Here is a 16,996-nt window from a genome sequence, read left to right as displayed (position 1 = left end):
TTGCGGTGTGCGGAAACTACTGAAGTCACCGGTCGTGGCCGGGATCATCGCCAAGATCGCCAACGAGGCCCGCAAGCCGGAGAACCAGCGGAAGGCCAAGGAGGCCGGCCGGAAGGCCTACGACCAGTTCCAGAAGCGTCGTCGTACGCGCTGAGGCAGACGTCGACAGCGTCCTGAGGGACGCGGACCGGACGCATGATCGTCCACAGGTTTCTCCACAGTGTGCGCATCGGCTGTGGACCTGACGGGGCGCGAAGTGCACAGGTGGTCAACAGATTCGGACCGCCTAGCAGAAACAGCCGGATTTGCCTTGTGACACGCCCGGCGCGGCTCCTACAGTCGCGCAGATCCGGGTTCTAGAGTCGCCGTGTCGACATATAGACCCGCAAGCCGTGATCGTCCCAGGGCCGCGGCAACTGAACCGGGGGTGGAGGAATGGAAGACAGCTATTTCGGAGCGGGTGGCGCTACGGCGCCCCAGATGCCTCCGCAGACGTCGGCGAACCCGCCGGCGTATCCGCCCTCGGCCCGACAGCGCGCCAACGCACCGGAGCCGGACGCGTCGCCGTTCGAGGCAGCGGGCAAGAACAAGCTGGGCCCGACCGGGCGTCCCTGGCCCAACCTCCCCGAGCCCGGCCCCGCCACCGGTGGGCCCGCACGCACGGTCGCGATGGTCAACCAGAAGGGTGGCGTCGGCAAGACCACGACCACCATCAACCTCGGTGCCGCGCTGGCCGAGCTCGGTCGCAAGGTCCTCCTGGTCGACTTCGACCCGCAGGGATCGCTCTCGGTCGGCCTCGGGCTGCAGCCCAACGAGATCGAGCTGACCGTCTACAACCTGCTGATGGAGCGTGAGATCACGCTCGAGGACGTGATCGTCCCCTCCGGCATCGACGGCGTCGACCTGCTCCCGGCCAACATCGACCTCTCCGCCGCCGAGGTCCAGCTCGTCCAGGAGGTCGCCCGCGAGCAGACCCTGGCCCGGGCGCTCGAGCCCGCGGTCGCCCACTACGACGTCATCCTCATCGACTGTCAGCCCTCGCTGGGTCTGCTGACGGTCAACGCGCTGACCGCCTCCGACTCGGTGGTGGTGCCGCTGGAGTGCGAGTACTTCGCGCTGCGCGGCGTCGCGCTGCTCAAGGACACCATCGACAAGGTCCAGCAGCGGCTCAACCCGCGCCTGAAGATCGACGGCATCCTCGGCACGATGTACGACAGCCGCACCATGCACAGCCGCGAGGTCATGGAGACCCTGGTCAACGGCTGGGGCGACGGTGTCTTCCACAGCGTCATCCGGCGCACCGTGAAGTTCGCCGACTCGACCGTGGTCGGCGAGCCGATCACCGAGTACGCCTCGACGTCGACCGGCGCCGTCTCCTACCGGAAGCTCGCCAAGGAGGTGCTGGCCCGATGGCAACTCGACGCGTGAGGGTCCCCGCCGCCGACGACCTGTTCCGGCGTACGTCGGACGGTGCCGCCGCGGCAGTGCCGCCAGGCGAGGCGAAGGCCCGCCCGGTCCACGCCGTGCGCGAGCCGGCCGAGGAGACGCCCACGGCCAAGAAGCGGTCCAGCGGCCGCGTACGTCATGACGAGAAGATGACGGTCTACATCACCTCCGGGGAGCTCCTCGACCTCGAGCACGCCCGCCTCAACCTGCGCTCCAGGCACGGCATCGCCGTCGACCGTGGCCGGTTGGTGCGTGAGGCGCTCGCGATCGTGCTGGCGGACCTGGAGGAGCACGGGGACGACAGCGCCCTCGTGCACCGGCTCGCCGAATGACGGCGACGGTCACCGAGATGACAGAGCCCGCCGTCGCGGCGGGGGAGCAGGAGCCGAGCGGCACCGGTGGCTTCGAGGTGCACCTCGGCAACTTCGAGGGACCCTTCGACCTGCTGCTCAGCCTGATCGCCAAGCACAAGCTGGACATCACCGAGGTCTCGCTGGCGACGGTGACCGACGAGTTCATCGCGTACGTCAAGAAGGGCGCCAGCGAGAAGACGTCCCCCGACGGGGGAGCGGGCGTCTGGGACCTCGAGCAGACCTCCAACTTCCTGCTCGTCGCGAGCACGCTGCTCGACCTCAAGGCTGCCCGGTTGCTGCCCCAGGGTGACGTCGAGGACGAGGACGACCTCGCGCTGCTCGAGGCGCGTGACCTGCTCTTCGCGAGGCTGCTGCAGTACAAGGCGTTCAAGCAGGTCGCGGCGGTCTTCGGCGAGCGGCTCGCCAAGGAGGCCAAGCGCCACCCCCGCTCGGTGCAGCTCGAGCCGCGGTATGCGGGGCTGCTGCCGGAGGTGCTGATCGGGATCGGGCTGGAGCAGTTCGCGCAGCTGGCCGCGGCCGCGATGGCGCCCAAGCCCGGACCGCCCGAGATCGGGCTCGCCCACATCCACGGGTCCAAGGTCTCGGTCAAGGAGCAGGCGGCGCTGGTCATCGAGCGGCTGCGCTCCGGCGGCCAGGTGACCTTCCGGGGCCTGTGTGCCGACTCCCCGGACACGCTGACGACCGTGGCGCGGTTCCTCTCGCTCCTGGAGCTTTTCCGCGAGGGCGCGGTCACCTTCGACCAGGTCACCGCGCTCGGCGAGCTGACCGTACGCTGGACGGGTGATGAGGCCGTCGACGTCGATGACCTGATCCAGGACGAGTTCGAGGGGCAGCCGCCGGCAGAGACCGGCGCGGGCCCAGCGGCCGATGAAGCGGTCCAGAGTGGGGAGAGAACAGATGACTGAGGTCTCGACGGACCCGACCACCAGCGAGGAGACGCTCGCGATCCCGTTCGCCGACCTACGCCCCGCTCTCGAGGCGGTGCTGATGGTCGCCGACGAGCCCTTGGTGGCCGAGTCGCTGGCCTCCGCCGTCGGCTATCCCACCGCCGAGGTGGTCACGGCTCTCGAGGGCCTGGCCGCCGACTACACCGAGCAGGGACGGGGCTTCGACCTGCGCAACGTCGCGGGCGGCTGGCGGTTCTACACCCGCGAGGAGTACGCCGCCATCGTCGAGGGCTTCGTGCTCGAGGACCAGCAGGCCCGGCTGACCCAGGCTGCGCTGGAGACGCTCGCAGTGGTGGCGTACAAGCAGCCTGTCTCGCGGGCCCGCGTCTCCGCGATCCGCGGCGTCAACGTCGACGGTGTGATGCGCACCCTGCTCACCCGCGGGCTGGTCGAGGAGGCCGGGCAGGACCACGAGACCGGCGCCAACCTCTACCGCACCACCGGCTACTTCCTGGAGCGGATCGGCATCACCGATCTCGGCGAGCTGCCCGAGCTGGCCCCCTATCTCCCCGATCTGGCCGACATGGAGGAGGAGCTGACCGAGCAGGTCAGCCAGGAAGCGTTGGCAGCTCAGCCCGAGGAGGCCGGGTCGGACTCGGCGGGGACGAATGGGTCAGACTCCGAAGATGCGGCAGAATCGCAGGCGTGAGCGACCTGCCTGAGCGAGACGATCTGCCGCTGGACGACGAGGGCCTGATCCGGCTCCAGAAGCTGTTGGCGCTCGCCGGCATCGCGTCACGGCGCGGCAGCGAGCTCCTGATGCTCAACGGCGCCGTCGAGGTCAACGGCGAGGTCGTCACCCGGCTCGGCACCAAGGTCGACCCGGGCAAGGACGTCGTACGCGTCGAAGGCAAGCGCCTCCCGCCGATCTCCGGCAAGGTCTACCTGGCCCTGAACAAGCCGCGTGGCGTGGTCTCGACGATGAGCGACCCCGAGGGTCGCCGCAACCTCTCCGACGTGGTCGCGGAACGCCCGGAGCGGCTCTTCCACGTCGGCCGTCTCGACACGGACACCGAGGGCCTCATCATCCTCACCAACGACGGCGACTTCGCCCATCGGCTCGCGCACCCCAGCTACGAGGTCGACAAGACCTACGTGGCCGAGGTCGAGGGTCAGGTCTTCCCGAACGTACGCAAGCGGCTGCTTGCCGGCGTCACCCTCGAGGACGGTCCCGTCACGGTCACCAAAGCCAAGATCATGGAGACCCGCAAGGACAAGTCCATCGTCGAGCTGGTCATCCACGAAGGCCGTAACCGGATCGTACGTCGCCTGCTGGCCGAGGTCGGCCACCCCGTCACTCGCCTGACCCGCACCAGGATCGGCCCTGTCCGCCTGGGTGCGATGAGGCCCGGCGAGATGCGGGACCTCTCCCGCGAGGAGCTCGGCGACCTCCTGGACAACACCGAGCTCTGATCCATCGGCCGTCCCCGAGTCGGCTCGTCCTGACCGAAGTCCGCGCCGAGTCGGCTCGTTAGGACGATCCGACTCGGCGTGGGGTCAGGTCGGGCCGGCGTACGGCGTCGCTCGACAGATTCTCCGGACAGGGGGAGTCTGGAGGCATGGCTGTGCCGGACGTGCTGCGCCCCTTCGTCACCTCGATGGTTCCCTATGACGTGGACTTCGGCGCGCCCGGCACGCACCGCGGAATGCCGAGCACGGAGGTCACCTTCGTGCTGCCGGTCGGGGAGCCTCTCGACACCGCCTGGAGCGATGGCTCCGACCACCGGGTGACCTGGTCGCTGGTCTCCGGGCTGCACACCCGGCCGGCCGCGATCCGTCACAACGGCTACCAGCGAGGCATCCAGCTGGCGCTGACGACCGCCGGGGTGCGGGCGCTGTTCGGGATGCCGGCCGCGGCCTGGCGCGGCGAGCTCCTCGCTCTCGACGAGGTCGCGGCACCCGGGGACGTACGTCATCTTCCGGAGAAGCTGGCCGAGACCGATCCACGACAGACCGATCCACAACAGTGGGAGCGTCTCGTCGCGACCAGTCTGATCGAGACGTTGGCACGTCGTGGCGAGCCGGCGGCGAGGGCCGAGGTCGGTCGGGCGCTGGCCCTGCTGACTCGTGGGGCGGGTGTGCAGGAGGTGGCCGACGAGGTCGGCTACAGCAGACGGCGGGTGAGCGATCTGGTGCGTGCGGAGACCGGCGTGGCCCCGAAGCAGTTCCAACGGCTGGCGCGGTTCGACCGGTCCAAGCGCCTCCTCGGGCGGGTGTCGCTCGCACACGCGGCGACGGCCTGCGGCTATGCCGACCAGGCGCACCTGACCCGCGAGTGGCAGGAGTTCGCCGGGTGTACGCCGACGACCTGGCTGCACGAGGAGTTCCCATTCGTTCAAGACCTCACCGGCGGGGGAGAGGTTCACTGAACGCATGAGTGATGTAGCGAAGATCAAGTACTGGCAGTCGATGGCGTTCAAGGACGCCGAGGCGATGATGACGTGGCTGAGCGCGATCGGCTTCGTCGAGCACGCCACCTACCGCGAGGGTGGCGCCGTGGTCCACGCGGAGTGGCTCTGGCCCGGTGGCGGCGGGTTGATGTTCGGGCAGCTGCGCGAGGAGGGCGGGATCAAGTCCACCGGCGCCTCCGCCGCCTACCTGATCAGCGACGACCCCGATGCGGTCTTCGACAAGGCGGTCGCCGCCGGAGCGACGGTCGAGCGCGCGATGGTCGACCAGGACTACGGTGGCCGCGGCGGCACCGTAACCGACCCGGAGGGCAACTCCTGGTCCTTCGGCAGCTACCAGCCGTCCTGACCGGCCGCGCGACAACCCGAGTGTCACTCTTCGGACGCGACTGTCCGGAGGGGCTGGACAGGCACGGCCACCGGTAGCCTTGGACGCATGACAGAAACCGGGGGCGCCCTGGCCGGGCCGGTCGAGATCGTCGGTGTCGGCTTGCTCGGGACGTCGGTCGCGCTGGCTTGTGCCAAGGCCGGGCTCGACGTGCTCCTCAGCGACGCGACGGCCAGCCACGTACGCACCGCGAGCGGCCTCGGCGCCGGCCGCCCCCGCAAGCCCGGCGACTCTCCGCAGCTGGTGGTCGTCGCCGTGCCGCCCGCACATCTCGGTGAGGTGATCACCCGGGTCCTCGCCGATAGCCCCGATGCGTTCGTCACCGACGTGGGCAGCGTGAAGGCGTCGCCGCTGGCCTACGTCCGCGAGCACAACCCCGACGACGTACGCCGCTACGTCGGGGGCCACCCGATGGCCGGGAGCGAGCGCTCCGGACCGCTGGCGGCCACGGCCACCCTGTTCGAGGGGCGTCCCTGGGCGGTGACCCCGCATGCCGACGCCGCCCCGGAGGCCACGGCGCTCGTCGAGGAGCTCGCGGCCCTGTGCGGTGCCCTCCCGCTCGTCCTCGAGCCCGACGACCACGACCAGGCCGTCGCGCGAACCTCCCACGTCCCGCACCTCATGGCCGCCCTCGTGGCGGGCCGGCTCGCCGTCGCACCGGTGGGTCATCTGAGGCTGAGCGGTCAGGGGGTGCGCGACGTGACCCGCGTAGCCGGTGGCGACCCGGGCCTCTACGGCCAGATCGTGGCCGGCAACGCCCACGCCGTGACCGCCCTGCTCGCCGAGGTGCGCACCCAGCTCGACGACATGATCGAGGCCGTCGGCAACGGTGACGCGGCCGCCCTGGACGTACTCCTCAAGGAGGGGCAGGCAGGCACCCGGGCCATCCCGGGCAAGCACGGCCGGCCCCAGACCGTGCAGGCCAGCGTCTACGTCACCGTGCCCGACGAGCCCGGCAACCTGGCCAGGCTCTTCGCCGACGCGGGGGAGAGCGGCGTCAACATCGAGGACGTACGCATCGATCACGACCCCGGTCGCCCGGTCGGCGTCATGGAGCTGATCGTCGCCCACGACGCGGCCGACCGGATGCAGGCGGTTCTGGAGTCCCGAGGTTGGGTCGCTCACCGGTAGGCTCCCGCCCGTGAGCAGCGAGAACCCCAGCACTGACCCCGCAAGCATCGTCATCGCCGTCGATGGCACGTCCGGTTCCGGAAAGTCCAGCACCTCACGGGGGGTCGCGGACCGTCTCGGGCTGCGCTACCTCGACACTGGAGCGATGTACCGGGCGATGACATGGTGGATGCTCAGCAACGACGTCGACGTGCACGACGCGGACGCGGTCGCGGCAGCGGCCGGCAAGCCGGTGATCACCTCCGGCACCGACCCGCTCGGCCCGAGGATCGCTCTCGACGGCGCCGACGTCTCGGTCGAGATCCGCAGCGACCGCGTCAACGCGGCAGTGTCCCCGGTCGCCACGGTCACCGAGGTCCGCTCCCGCCTCGTCGCTCTCCAGCAGCAGGAGATCGAGCGGGCCCTCGCCTCCGGGACCGGCATCGTGGTCGAGGGCCGTGACATCGGCACCGCGGTCTGGCCCGAGGCCGCCCTGAAGCTGTACGTCACCGCCGACCCGGCCGCACGCGCGGCGCGTCGCGCGGCCGAGGAGGGCGGCACCGATGCCGACGCCGTCCTCGCGTCGCTGGAGAGCCGCGACAAGATCGACACCACCAAGGGCGGCGCAGCCGTGCCGGAGGGCGCCACCCACCTCGACACGACGCCCTACACCTTGGAGCAGGCCATCGACCTCGTCGTGGACCTCGCCAAGAAGGCGGGGGAGTGAGCACGAGTCCGCTCGCGGGTACGCCCCGCACCGACCTGCCCAACCTGGATGGGGTCGAGCATCCCGCCCGGTGGGCGCTGCAGCACATCAGCCCGTTCGCCCGTTGGGTGATCAGGCGCCGTTACGACGTCCGGCTGCACGAGACCGCCAACATCCCGGTCTCGGGGCCGATCATCTTCGCCTCCAACCATGTCGGCATCATCGATGGGCCGCTCTTGGCGATCTTCACACCCCGCCAGGTGCACGCGCTGACCAAGTCGGAGATGTTCGACCACTGGTTCCTCGGCCCGTTCCTGTGCTGGGCAGGCCAGATTCCGCTCTTCCGGGTCCGAAGCGACCCGACGGCGGTCAAGCTGGCGCTGCGGACGCTGCGCGAGGGCAACGCGATGGGGATCTACCCCGAGGGCCACCGCGGCGCGGGCGACCTGGTGCGCTTCAACCGCGGGGCGGCGTACTTCGCGCTCGTCTCCGGGGCGCCGGTGGTGCCGGTGACGATGGTCGGAAGCCGGGACCCGGGCGGCGGGCTGTCCTCGATACCGCACGCGGGGGCCCGCATCGACATCGTCTATGGCGAACCTTTCCACGTGGAGCGCGTAGGCTGGCCGCGTACCAGGGAACAAGTCGGGCATGTCTCGGGTTTGCTCCAGAAGCACATGCAGGTCCAACAGGACCATGCCCTGGCGTTGACCGGTCGCGAGCTGCCCGGTCCGCTACCTAGCGAGGAGAACGATGACTGACCCCGACGTTTCGTATGAAGACGTACGAGACCTGAACGAGACCGATGAGCCCACCGGACCACTGCCGGTGCTCGCCGTCGTCGGTCGCCCCAACGTCGGGAAGTCGACCCTGGTCAACCGGATCATCGGCCGCCGCGAGGCGGTCGTCCAAGACGTTCCCGGTGTGACCCGCGACCGCGTCTCCTACGACGCCGACTGGAACGGCAAGGCCTTCACCCTCGTCGACACCGGTGGCTGGAACCCCGACGCCCAGGGCCTGGCCGAGCGGATCGCCACCCAGGCCGAGATCGCGGTCTCGCTGGCCGACGCCGTCCTCTTCGTCGTCGACGCTACCGTCGGCATCACCGATGCCGACGAGGCAGTCGTACGCATCCTGCGGAAGTCCGGCAAGCCGGTCGTCCTGGCCGCCAACAAGGTCGACGACCTGCGTACCGAGGGCGAGGCGGCCGCGCTGTGGAACCTGGGGCTCGGTGAGCCCTGGCCGGTCTCCGCGCTGCACGGTCGCGGCTCGGGCGACATGCTCGACGCCATCCTCGCGGTGCTTCCCGACCCGCCCCCGATGGCCGAGGGCACCGAGATCGGCGGACCGCGGCGCATCGCGCTGGTCGGCAAGCCCAACGTCGGCAAGTCCTCGTTGCTCAACAAGCTCGCCAAGGAGGAGCGCGCCGTCGTCGACAACGTCGCCGGCACCACCGTCGACCCGGTCGACGAGCTGATCACGCTCGGCGGCCGCGACTGGCGCTTCATCGACACCGCCGGGATCCGCAAGCGGGTCAAGGAGGCCTCCGGGCACGAGTACTACGCGTCCTTGCGCACCACGACGGCGATCGACCGTGCCGAGGTGGCGGTGCTCGTCCTCGACGGCGGCGAGAAGATCTCCGAGCAGGACATCCGCATCCTGCAGACCGTCCGCGAGGCCGGGCGCGCCCTGGTGATCGCGTTCAACAAGTGGGACCTCGTCGACGAGGACCGCCGCTGGCAGCTCGACCGTGAGGTCGAGCGCGAGCTGGTTCAGGTGCAGTGGGCGCCGCGGATCAACGTCACCGCGCGTACGGGCTGGCACGTCGACCGCCTGGTCCCGGCGCTCGACAAGGCTCTCGAGGGCTGGGAGACGCGCATCGGCACCGGCGCGCTCAACTCGTTCCTCGGACGCCTCATCGGCGAGCACCCGCACCCGGTTCGGTCCGGCAAGCAGCCGAAGATCCTCTTCGCCACGCAGCCCTCGACCTCGCCGCCGACCTTCATCCTCTTCACCAGCGGAAAGCTGGAGGCATCCTACGAGCGCTTCATCGAGCGCCGGTTGCGCGAGGAGTTCGGCTTCGTCGGCACGCCTATCGTGCTCCAGCAGCGCGTGCGGGAGAAGCGGAAGCGGTAGCGCTCGCTCGTCGCCTGCTCGGGTCAGGCGGCCGAGCCGTCCGAGGCGACCTCGTCACCAGGCTTGGCGGCGAGGCGCTCCAGCACGCCCGTGTAGAGCTTGGTCAGGGCCGCGACCTCTTCGGGCGTCCAGGCGTCGAAGAGCATCTGGCGGATCATCGTGACGTGCTCGGGAGCGGCGGCCTCGATGGCCTCCAGCCCGGCAGGGGTCAGGTCGACGAACGCGCCACGGCGGTCATCGAGGCACTCGCGGCGCTCGACCAGCCCGCGGGCGGCCATGCGCATCACCTGACGCGAGAGCCGGCTCTTCTCCCACTGGAGCTTGTCGCCGAGCTCGTACATCCGCAGCGCGCGGTCAGGGACGTCAGTGAGGTTCACCAGGACGTCGTAGTCGGCCAGCGAGAGCCCGTTCTTTGCCTGGAGGTCCCGATTCATACGCGCGGTGAGCTGTGCGTTGACGGCGAGCCAGGCACGCCACGCGACCTGTTCGTCGTTACTGAGCCACTTGACCTCGTCCATGAGGTACACCTTACCGACTCTGTTTTGGTGCTCTCAGCATCACGGCGAATAAGTGCTGGTCGACGAGGGTCGGGTGTGACGCATCACGCACCGGAGGGCAGGGCTCGGCGCCCGCCACCGGCAGCGGTTGACGCAGAAACTACACTGATCGGCGAGGCAGCCGAAAGGCACGAGGAGAGCGCGTTGACCATCGACATGGACTTCATCACCAAGGATCGCGAGCGGATCAAGAAGGAGTACCTTCGCGACGAGTCCGCGCGACCCGCCAGCACGGCCCGCGGCATCCACCACGCCGCGCTGCTCTCCTCGGACGTACGCCGGACGATCGACTTCTACCAGGGGATCCTGGAGTTCCCGCTGACCGAGATCTTCGAGAACCGCGACTACGCCGGCTCCGACCACTTCTTCTTCGATGCCGGGGCCGGCAATCTCCTCGCCTTCTTCACGCTCCCCGGGCTCGATCTCGGGAAGTACGCCGAGGTGCTCGGCGGGCTACACCACATCGCGATCTCGGTGACGTCCGAGAAGTGGGACTACCTGCGTGCCAAGCTCGACCTCGCCGGGGTCGACTACATGGTCGAGTCGAAGACGTCGCTCTACTTCAGCGGCCCCGACGGCGAGCGGCTCGAGCTCCTCGCTGACCCGCTCGGGGAGATGTACGGGACCAAGGTGGTCTGAGCCCGCAGTGCCGGGACGGGTGCTCGACCCGCCCCGGCTGTGCGTCATCCGGCCGCGCGTTCAGGTGCCGCGCGTTCGGATGCCGCGCGTTCAGGGGCGGTCGAACGGGTCCTCGGGCACCTCGAGCTCGAGCTGCTCCTCATAGATCTGCTCCTCGGCGCGTCGGTCGGCGAGCCACGCCGTCAGGGCCACGACGACCAGCTGCGAGCGGGACTCCGCGGCCATCTCGTGGACCATGGCGTCGAGCACGTCGACGTTGGTCGCCAGCAGGCGTAGCGGCATCGTGACGTACGGATCCTCGAGCCGCTTCGGCTGAGGCACGTTGCGCATGAAGGTGCCGTCGGAGACGGGTCTGGTCTTCTCGCGCAGCGCCGCCTGATGGGCGCGCAGGAGGACGGGCAGCCGTGGCCGCGTCGCCGCGACCGCGTCGAGCAAGACGTCGACGAGGGATCGGGGAACCTGCTGGCTGTAGGTCTTCCACTGCGCCGCCAGCGAGGCGGGGACGGAGAGGCTGATCGCCTGCACCGGCATGCCCTGGCGGCGCCCGGCGCCCTCGCGCTTCGACTTGGTGCGGTGCTCCGGGGTGCCCTTGCGGGAGATGGGGTCGAGCTTGGCGGGCGGGTCGGCAGCTTCGGTGGCGGTCGTCGCCGGGGCGTTGGACTCGTCGGTGGCGGATGGGGAAGGTGAATCCGACACGGTGTCCTCCTGGGTTGATGGTGTTTCGTCGGTCGAGGGTGATTCTGTCGGAGACCACCGACAGTTTCCGTGACGGATGGGACCTGAGTGGCCCGTGGGACCGTTTGCAGTATCTGCCGGCCGAACGTACAGCAGCGCGCTATCGCACACGGTGGTCGCTCGAGCGGCCACTGCAGACAGGGGCGCCGCCTGCCGGCGACGCCCCTGTTTCTGCTTGCGACGAGTCAGATCAACAGGCTGAGCGCCATCACGAACACCAGGCCACTGACGGACAGCACCGTCTCCATCAGCGACCAGGACTTGATCGTCTGGACGACGTCGAGGCCGAAGTACTCCTTGACGAGCCAGAACCCGGCGTCGTTGACGTGCGAGAAGAACACCGATCCGGCGCCGACGGCCAGCACCACCAGGGAGACCTCGGGCGCCGACATGTTGGTCACCAGGTCGACCACGAGGGACGAGGCGGTGATCGTGGCGACGGTGGCAGAGCCGGTGGCCAGGCGGATGAGCACCGCGAGCACCCACGCGAGCAGGATGGCCGACACGCCTGATCCCTGCGCCCATCCGGCGAGCTCGGTGCCGATGCCGGTGTCGATGAGCGACTGCTTGAACCCGCCGCCCGCTGCGACGATGAGTACGATGCCCGCGATCGGTGGCAGCGACTTCTCGATGGTCCTGGCGATCTCGCGACGGTCCATCCCGGAACCGCGGCCGAGGGTGAACATGGCGACGATGACCGCGACGGTCAGCGCGACGAGCGGGTTGCCGATCACGTCGAACACCTGCTGGACCTGGTCGGCCGGATCATTGATGACGATGTCGACGATGGCCTTGGCCAGCATCAGCACGAGCGGGAGCAGCACGCTGAACAGGGTGATCGCGAACGACGGGCGAGGCGTGGTCGCAGAGGCCTCGGTGCCGGGAGTGCTGTCGAAGGTGTGCGGCGCCTCGACGACGACCCACCGGCCCGCGAGCCGCCCGAACAGCGGCCCGCTGACGACGATGACCGGGATCGCCACCAGTACGCCGAGGGCGAGCGTCGTGCCCAGGTCTGCCTGCAGGGCGCCGATCGCCGCCAGCGGGCCAGGGTGCGGCGGCACCAGGCCGTGCATCGCGGAGAGTCCGGCGAGGGTCGGGATGCCGACCGTGATCAGCGAGACCTGGGCCCTGCGGGCGACCAGATAGATGACCGGCATGAGCAGCACCAGGCCGATCTCGAAGAACATCGGCAGGCCGATGATCGCGCCGACCAGTGCCATCGCCCAGGGCAGCGTACGGACCGAGGACCTGCTCACGATCGTGTCGACGATCTGGTCGGCGCCGCCGGAGTCGGCCAGCAGCTTGGCGAACATCGCGCCCAGCGCGATCAGCAGGCCGACGCCGGTGGCTGTCGAGCCGAAGCCGTCGCCGAAGGAGGTGATCACGTCCATCACGTTGCGCCCGGAGAGCACGCCGACCGCTACGCCGCCGAGGAGGAGTGCCAGGAACGGATGCAGCTTGACGTAGGTGATCAGGACGACGATCAACGCGATCGCGGCCAGGGCTGAGACGAGGAGGACGCCCCCGGAGGCGACGGGTGCGACCGGCTCGGTCGCGGCGAGGATGATCATGCGGGTTCCTTGGAGGCGAGGTTCATCGAGGCGAGGTATTGATCGACGATCGTGTCGATGTCCTGATCGACGTCGATGGTCATGCCCTGCTCGTCGGGAGCGAGGGGCTCGAGCGTCGCGAACTGCGAGCGCAGCAGCGACTGGGGCATGAAGTGCTCAGCCCGGGCGAGGAGGCGCGCCTCGACCACCTCCGGGCTGCCGGCGAGATGGAGGAGCAGGAGGCCACTCGCATGGTCGTGGAGCCGGTCGCGGTAGCTGCGCTTGAGCGCCGAGCAGCTCAGCACGGCGCCGGTGTGCTCGTGCGCGGCCAGCCAGCCGCCGAGCGTCTCCAGCCAGGGCAGCCGGTCGTCATCGTCGAGCGGTCGGCCGGACGTCATCTTGGCGATGTTCTCGGGTGGATGGAAGGCGTCGGCATCGGCGAAGGCCACCTGAAGGCGCTGGGCGATCGCAGCACCGACGGTCGTCTTGCCGGAGCCGGAGACTCCCATGACCACGAGGAGGGGGTTCTGTGTCACGCGTCACAGCCTGCAGCAAAAGGCATCCGTTTCGCAAGATTTGGGGGTGTAAAGGATTCTGATTGTTGGAATCCGTGAATGTGCGACGATGCCGCGGTGACGACTTCGAGCGGAGATGCCGTACATCGACTGCATCAGAGCGTCCGGGACGCCCTCGGACGCCGGATCGTCTCGGCGCAGCTCCCTGCCGGCGCCATCCTGACGCTGGAGGGGATCCAGGCGACGTACTCCGTGTCTCGACCGATCGCACGGGAGGCGGTTCGGGTGCTCCAGTCCATGGGCCTGGTCGCGACCCGCCGCCGTGTCGGCATCACCGTCCTCCCGCGTAACGAGTGGAACGTCTTCGACCCCCTGGTCATTCGCTGGCGGCTCGACGGCGACGGCCGGCGTGAGCAGCTCCTGTCGCTCTCCGAGCTGCGCCGCGGTTTCGAGCCGATCGCGGCGCGCCTCGCCGCTGAACGGGCTCAGCCCCAGCACCACGGCGACCTCGCTCGTGCCGTCGGTGACATGGTCGTCCACGCCGCCTCCGGCGATCTCGAGGCTTACCTGGAAGCCGACACCGCCTTCCACCACGTGCTGCTCGACGCCTGCGGCAACGACATGCTCGCCGCGTTCGGCGACCTGGTCGCCGAGCTGCTCGCCGGGCGGACGCACCATCACCTGATGCCTGCCACCCCGAACCCGGCCGCCATCGAGCTGCACGAGAAGGTAGCGATCGCGGTCCGGACCGGTGACCCGGCAGGCGCCGAGGAAGCCATGCGCGCCATCATCGACGAGGCCGCCGAGGCGCTCGAGTCGGCGCCGGACGATGGCGGCAAGGCTTAGCGCCCGTGCACACGCTTGTCTAGAACGCCTGCGATCGCGGCAACCTGAACTATCGGCGAACTATCTGGCGCGGTGCTTTCACGCGTCGTCGTGGTGCGTGCCCTGGCATCGAGCGCTCCGGTCACCGATGGGGGAGATGCTGCCCCTCCTCGACCGGTCTCCGAGGGGCAGGTGCGCCTCGTCGACTGGTCTCCGAAGGACACATGCGCCTCGTCGACTGGTCCGAGTGGGACAGATGCCCCGACTGGTACGTAGTTAGCCCGCGATCTTCCACATCCACAGTCACCCGAAGGTGCGCTCCGGCTCGGTCGGTCTGAATGGGCAGACGCTCCAACCCGGCAGGCCCGCGGGGCAGACGCTCCAACTCGGCAGGCCCCGCGGGACAGACGCGCCGGCTCGGTGCCTTCTGGTGGGGCAGACGCGCCGACTCGAACAGCCTGAGTGGGGCAGACGCGCCTGCTCGAGCAGCCTGAATGGGCAGACGCGCCGACTCGACCCGCCCAAGTGGGACAGACGCGCCGGCTCGGTGCCTTCTGGTGGGACAGATGCGCCGACTGGTAGGTAGATAGCCCGCGATCTTCTACATCCGCAGTCACCGAAGGTGCGCTCCGGCTCGGCCCGTTTTGACCGAGGCAGACGTGCGACTCGATACCTGTGAGTGGGACAGACGCGCCGACTCGACCCGCCCGAGCGGGACAGACGCTCCGGGTCGGCGGGTCTGGGGCGGTTGCGCTGGGTCGGCGATCGGGTGTTTATGTGCGTCTGGTGAAGCGGGGGTATCGGCGGCGACGTCGCCGGCGTCGGCCATCACCCGCAGCTTCAACTCGGCGAGCTGTGCTTCGGCGCGGGCGATCTCGAGGAGCACGGTCGCCTTCTGGTTGGTGGCGAGGAATGATGGGTTCGCGTCCGCGATCTTGGTCAGCGTCTCGGTCACCGTCGTGACGCCGGCCAGCAGCGGGGGCGGTTGTGCGGCTTGTGGGTTCATCGAAGCGGTCACCTCCCGGCGTACGAACTCTGTGGATCTGCGATCTGCAGATCCATGGTTCGTCGCTCCTGGAGGCCCGCTGGCGCGGTGCTATTACTTACCCTCGCAACTGGCGTTTGCGGCCCTGGTTCCCTCGTTACCCCAGCATCGGGGTCGCCCCTGGTGGGATGGTCGGTCACTCCGCTTGCGCTTGCACCGATCCTACCAAGGAATGCAAGCCAGGGCAACCGAGATGGCACCTAAGGAACCCGGTCAGGGACAGATATCCCATGCGAAGCCGGACCGCTGCTGGAAGCCCGCAAGGCAGGCAAAATGGCACCCAGCCCAGGCGCTCTGGTCTTTGAATCTCCCGACCCGGACGAAGTATTGGCCACCCACGCTGGAACCCAGATACGAGCGCGTCTCCGCTGGCCGCGGATGCCTTTACAGCAACACATCAGAATCCCGCGCTATCGCACATCATGGTCGCCGGCCGCGACACCGCACAGAACAACCCAGCCAGAAGAGAAGGGGCCCCGGCAGATAGCCGGAGCCCCCAAGCCGAGTCAGCCAGGGATCACGACGATGCGAAAGACCGCCCGATCCGAAGCGCCTGCTCGGTCGCCCCTCCGTACGAGAACTCGAACCGCTTCGCCGCGGTGAAGTAGCGATGTGCCTCGCCGTCGAGGTCGATTCCGACGCCGCCGTGCACGTGGACGGTGGTGTGGGCTATCCGGTGAGCCGCGTCGCCGGCCCAGAGCTTGGCAACGGCCACCTCCTCGGACGACGGAAGCCCCGATCCGAGCCGCCAGACGGCCTGCCAGAGAGTGAGCCGCTGGGCGAGTACGTCGATGAAACCATCGGCCAGGCGCTGGGAGACCGCTTGGAATGTGCCGATCGCTCGGCCGAACTGCTCGCGAGTCTTGGCATAGGAAGAGGTCAGCTTCAAGGCCCCCTCGGTGAGCCCGAGCAGCTCCGCGGCGGCGGCAACGGTCAGCAGCTCGCCGAGACGAGCGGCCGCAGCCGAGTCCCCGACTCGCAGCGCAGGAGCCGCGGAGAACGAGACCTGGGCGGTGACGTCGCCGTCGCTGGTGTGCTGCGCGACGCGGTCGACCCCGTCGGCCGATGCCTCGACCAGGAAGATCCCGGTCTGGCCGTTCGGCAGCGCGGCGGTGACCAGGAACGCGTCGGCGATCATTCCCGCTCTGACCAGCGTCTTGACGCCAGTGACTGTGTCGCCGGCGACCGCGTCCGCCGTGGCGAAGGCGGTGGGGGAGTCGGGCAGGTGCGAGTGCTCCTCGGCGACCGCAGCCGCGAGCAGTCGAGTGCCGTCCGCGACGCCGGTCAACGCCTCCGGCGCGGACTCGGCGAGGACCATTCCGCACGGCCCGTGCACCGCGAGCGGCACCGGGGCGAGATGGCGCCCGGCCTCGACGAGTACGCGGCACAGCTCGATGAGGCCGAGCCCGGCACCGTCGTACGTCTCGGGCAGATGGAGCCCGAGGAGACCGGCCTCGCCGAGGGCGGACCAGAGGGAGGCATCGAAGCGGCCGCGGTCTGCGGCGGCTGCCTCGACCGTACGCAGCCGCTCGACGGTGGTCGCGTCGCCGATGATCTTCGCGGTCAGCTCGGCGGCGTCGTCGGATTCGGTGGTGAAGGAGAAGTCCATGTCCTGTTC

Annotated in this window: 20 protein-coding genes; 14 read left to right on the top strand and 6 right to left on the bottom strand. The window is 69.2% G+C overall.

All coding sequences use genetic code 11. From position 1 onward, the window contains the following. Positions 1 to 7: 7 nt before the first annotated feature. The 12 genes from ACRDPS_RS17170 to der all read left to right on the top strand — a co-directional run bounded on the left by ACRDPS_RS17170 (position 8) and on the right by der (position 9,512). A complete protein-coding gene (locus ACRDPS_RS17170) occupies positions 8 to 154 on the top strand; it encodes a hypothetical protein (RefSeq protein ID WP_431502875.1) in 147 nt (48 codons plus the stop codon). 326 nt (positions 155 to 480) lie between these two features. Then, positions 481 to 1,428 carry a ParA family protein gene (locus tag ACRDPS_RS17165; protein ID WP_431502874.1) on the top strand — a complete coding sequence of 316 codons (948 nt, stop codon included), beginning with the start codon at positions 481 to 483 and terminating at the stop codon, positions 1,426 to 1,428. Further along, positions 1,410 to 1,778, top strand: a complete 369-nt coding sequence (locus ACRDPS_RS17160; RefSeq protein WP_431502873.1) for a hypothetical protein — start codon at positions 1,410 to 1,412, stop codon at positions 1,776 to 1,778. Before ACRDPS_RS17165 ends, ACRDPS_RS17160 begins: the two co-directional genes overlap by 19 nt. A 17-nt stretch (positions 1,779 to 1,795) precedes the next feature. Continuing rightward, positions 1,796 to 2,725, top strand: a complete 930-nt coding sequence (locus ACRDPS_RS17155) for a segregation and condensation protein A (protein WP_431502872.1) — start codon at positions 1,796 to 1,798, stop codon at positions 2,723 to 2,725. Beyond that, a complete protein-coding gene (scpB, locus tag ACRDPS_RS17150; protein ID WP_431502871.1) occupies positions 2,718 to 3,416 on the top strand; it encodes an SMC-Scp complex subunit ScpB in 699 nt (232 codons plus the stop codon). Before ACRDPS_RS17155 ends, scpB begins: the two co-directional genes overlap by 8 nt. Continuing rightward, entirely contained in the window at positions 3,413 to 4,180 is a 768-nt protein-coding gene (locus ACRDPS_RS17145; protein ID WP_431502870.1) for a pseudouridine synthase, read from the top strand. Before scpB ends, ACRDPS_RS17145 begins: the two co-directional genes overlap by 4 nt. A gap of 146 nt (positions 4,181 to 4,326) precedes the next feature. After that, positions 4,327 to 5,136: a helix-turn-helix domain-containing protein gene (locus tag ACRDPS_RS17140; RefSeq protein ID WP_431502869.1), complete on the top strand. Its 810-nt coding sequence runs from the start codon at positions 4,327 to 4,329 to the stop codon at positions 5,134 to 5,136. Between the two features lie 4 nt (positions 5,137 to 5,140). Continuing rightward, the gene (locus tag ACRDPS_RS17135; RefSeq protein ID WP_431502868.1) at positions 5,141 to 5,524 is read left to right on the top strand and encodes a VOC family protein; all 384 of its coding nucleotides are present in this window, start codon (positions 5,141 to 5,143) and stop codon (positions 5,522 to 5,524) included. 87 nt (positions 5,525 to 5,611) lie between these two features. After that, positions 5,612 to 6,694, top strand: coding sequence for a prephenate dehydrogenase (locus ACRDPS_RS17130; protein ID WP_431502867.1), 1,083 nt, complete (start codon positions 5,612 to 5,614; stop codon positions 6,692 to 6,694). Between the two features lie 10 nt (positions 6,695 to 6,704). After that, positions 6,705 to 7,400 (top strand): (d)CMP kinase, encoded by a 696-nt coding sequence (gene cmk, locus ACRDPS_RS17125; RefSeq protein WP_431502866.1) that lies wholly within the window; start codon positions 6,705 to 6,707, stop codon positions 7,398 to 7,400. Next, positions 7,397 to 8,137: a lysophospholipid acyltransferase family protein gene (locus tag ACRDPS_RS17120; protein ID WP_431502865.1), complete on the top strand. Its 741-nt coding sequence runs from the start codon at positions 7,397 to 7,399 to the stop codon at positions 8,135 to 8,137. Before cmk ends, ACRDPS_RS17120 begins: the two co-directional genes overlap by 4 nt. Further along, positions 8,130 to 9,512: a ribosome biogenesis GTPase Der gene (gene der / locus ACRDPS_RS17115; RefSeq protein ID WP_431502864.1), complete on the top strand. Its 1,383-nt coding sequence runs from the start codon at positions 8,130 to 8,132 to the stop codon at positions 9,510 to 9,512. Before ACRDPS_RS17120 ends, der begins: the two co-directional genes overlap by 8 nt. A gap of 23 nt (positions 9,513 to 9,535) precedes the next feature. Here der and ACRDPS_RS17110 read toward each other — a convergent pair whose 3' ends face one another. Continuing rightward, on the bottom strand, positions 9,536 to 10,030 hold the full coding sequence (locus ACRDPS_RS17110) for a MarR family winged helix-turn-helix transcriptional regulator (protein WP_431502863.1): 495 nt from the start codon (positions 10,028 to 10,030) through the stop codon (positions 9,536 to 9,538). A gap of 183 nt (positions 10,031 to 10,213) precedes the next feature. Here ACRDPS_RS17110 and ACRDPS_RS17105 point away from each other — a divergent pair, with 183 nt between their 5' ends. Next, complete coding sequence (locus tag ACRDPS_RS17105) at positions 10,214 to 10,708, top strand: VOC family protein (protein WP_431502862.1); 495 nt, start codon at positions 10,214 to 10,216, stop codon at positions 10,706 to 10,708. Positions 10,709 to 10,798: 90 nt separating this feature from the next. Here ACRDPS_RS17105 and ACRDPS_RS17100 read toward each other — a convergent pair whose 3' ends face one another. The 3 genes from ACRDPS_RS17100 to ACRDPS_RS17090 form a co-directional block, all read right to left on the bottom strand. Continuing rightward, positions 10,799 to 11,404, bottom strand: a complete 606-nt coding sequence (locus tag ACRDPS_RS17100; protein WP_431502861.1) for a hypothetical protein — start codon at positions 11,402 to 11,404, stop codon at positions 10,799 to 10,801. A gap of 224 nt (positions 11,405 to 11,628) precedes the next feature. Continuing rightward, the gene (locus ACRDPS_RS17095) at positions 11,629 to 13,014 is read right to left on the bottom strand and encodes a GntP family permease (RefSeq protein WP_431502860.1); all 1,386 of its coding nucleotides are present in this window, start codon (positions 13,012 to 13,014) and stop codon (positions 11,629 to 11,631) included. Next, positions 13,011 to 13,529 (bottom strand): gluconokinase, encoded by a 519-nt coding sequence (locus tag ACRDPS_RS17090; RefSeq protein WP_431502859.1) that lies wholly within the window; start codon positions 13,527 to 13,529, stop codon positions 13,011 to 13,013. Before ACRDPS_RS17090 ends, ACRDPS_RS17095 begins: the two co-directional genes overlap by 4 nt. Positions 13,530 to 13,625: 96 nt before the next feature. Here ACRDPS_RS17090 and ACRDPS_RS17085 point away from each other — a divergent pair, with 96 nt between their 5' ends. Then, a complete protein-coding gene (locus tag ACRDPS_RS17085; protein WP_431502858.1) occupies positions 13,626 to 14,354 on the top strand; it encodes a FadR/GntR family transcriptional regulator in 729 nt (242 codons plus the stop codon). 592 nt (positions 14,355 to 14,946) lie between these two features. On the opposite strand, the gene ACRDPS_RS17080 is transcribed toward ACRDPS_RS17085, so the two are convergent. After that, positions 14,947 to 15,339, bottom strand: coding sequence for a hypothetical protein (locus ACRDPS_RS17080; RefSeq protein WP_431502857.1), 393 nt, complete (start codon positions 15,337 to 15,339; stop codon positions 14,947 to 14,949). A gap of 556 nt (positions 15,340 to 15,895) precedes the next feature. Further along, positions 15,896 to 16,987 carry an acyl-CoA dehydrogenase family protein gene (locus ACRDPS_RS17075; protein WP_431502856.1) on the bottom strand — a complete coding sequence of 364 codons (1,092 nt, stop codon included), beginning with the start codon at positions 16,985 to 16,987 and terminating at the stop codon, positions 15,896 to 15,898. Positions 16,988 to 16,996: the final 9 nt, after the last annotated feature.

This window comes from Nocardioides sp., from assembly GCF_050699375.1.
Lineage (GTDB): Bacteria > Actinomycetota > Actinomycetes > Propionibacteriales > Nocardioidaceae > Nocardioides.
The sequence above is the reverse complement of the archived record's forward strand: the minus strand, read 5'-3'. Positions and strand labels throughout refer to the sequence as shown.

Bases quoted from the DNA above. Each gene is read 5' to 3' on its own strand.
- ACRDPS_RS17130 (WP_431502867.1), top strand. From the start codon at position 5,612: ATGACAGAAACCGGGGGCGCCCTGGCCGGGCCGGTCGAGATCGTCGGT.
- der (WP_431502864.1), top strand. From the start codon at position 8,130: ATGACTGACCCCGACGTTTCGTATGAAGACGTACGAGACCTGAACGAG.
- ACRDPS_RS17155 (WP_431502872.1), top strand. From the start codon at position 1,796: ATGACAGAGCCCGCCGTCGCGGCGGGGGAGCAGGAGCCGAGCGGCACC.
- ACRDPS_RS17160 (WP_431502873.1), top strand. From the start codon at position 1,410: ATGGCAACTCGACGCGTGAGGGTCCCCGCCGCCGACGACCTGTTCCGG.
- ACRDPS_RS17080 (WP_431502857.1), bottom strand. From the start codon at position 15,339: ATGAACCCACAAGCCGCACAACCGCCCCCGCTGCTGGCCGGCGTCACG.
- ACRDPS_RS17075 (WP_431502856.1), bottom strand. From the start codon at position 16,987: ATGGACTTCTCCTTCACCACCGAATCCGACGACGCCGCCGAGCTGACC.
- ACRDPS_RS17140 (WP_431502869.1), top strand. From the start codon at position 4,327: ATGGCTGTGCCGGACGTGCTGCGCCCCTTCGTCACCTCGATGGTTCCC.
- ACRDPS_RS17165 (WP_431502874.1), top strand. From the start codon at position 481: ATGCCTCCGCAGACGTCGGCGAACCCGCCGGCGTATCCGCCCTCGGCC.
- ACRDPS_RS17135 (WP_431502868.1), top strand. From the start codon at position 5,141: ATGAGTGATGTAGCGAAGATCAAGTACTGGCAGTCGATGGCGTTCAAG.
- scpB (WP_431502871.1), top strand. From the start codon at position 2,718: ATGACTGAGGTCTCGACGGACCCGACCACCAGCGAGGAGACGCTCGCG.
- ACRDPS_RS17095 (WP_431502860.1), bottom strand. From the start codon at position 13,014: ATGATCATCCTCGCCGCGACCGAGCCGGTCGCACCCGTCGCCTCCGGG.
- ACRDPS_RS17110 (WP_431502863.1), bottom strand. From the start codon at position 10,030: ATGGACGAGGTCAAGTGGCTCAGTAACGACGAACAGGTCGCGTGGCGT.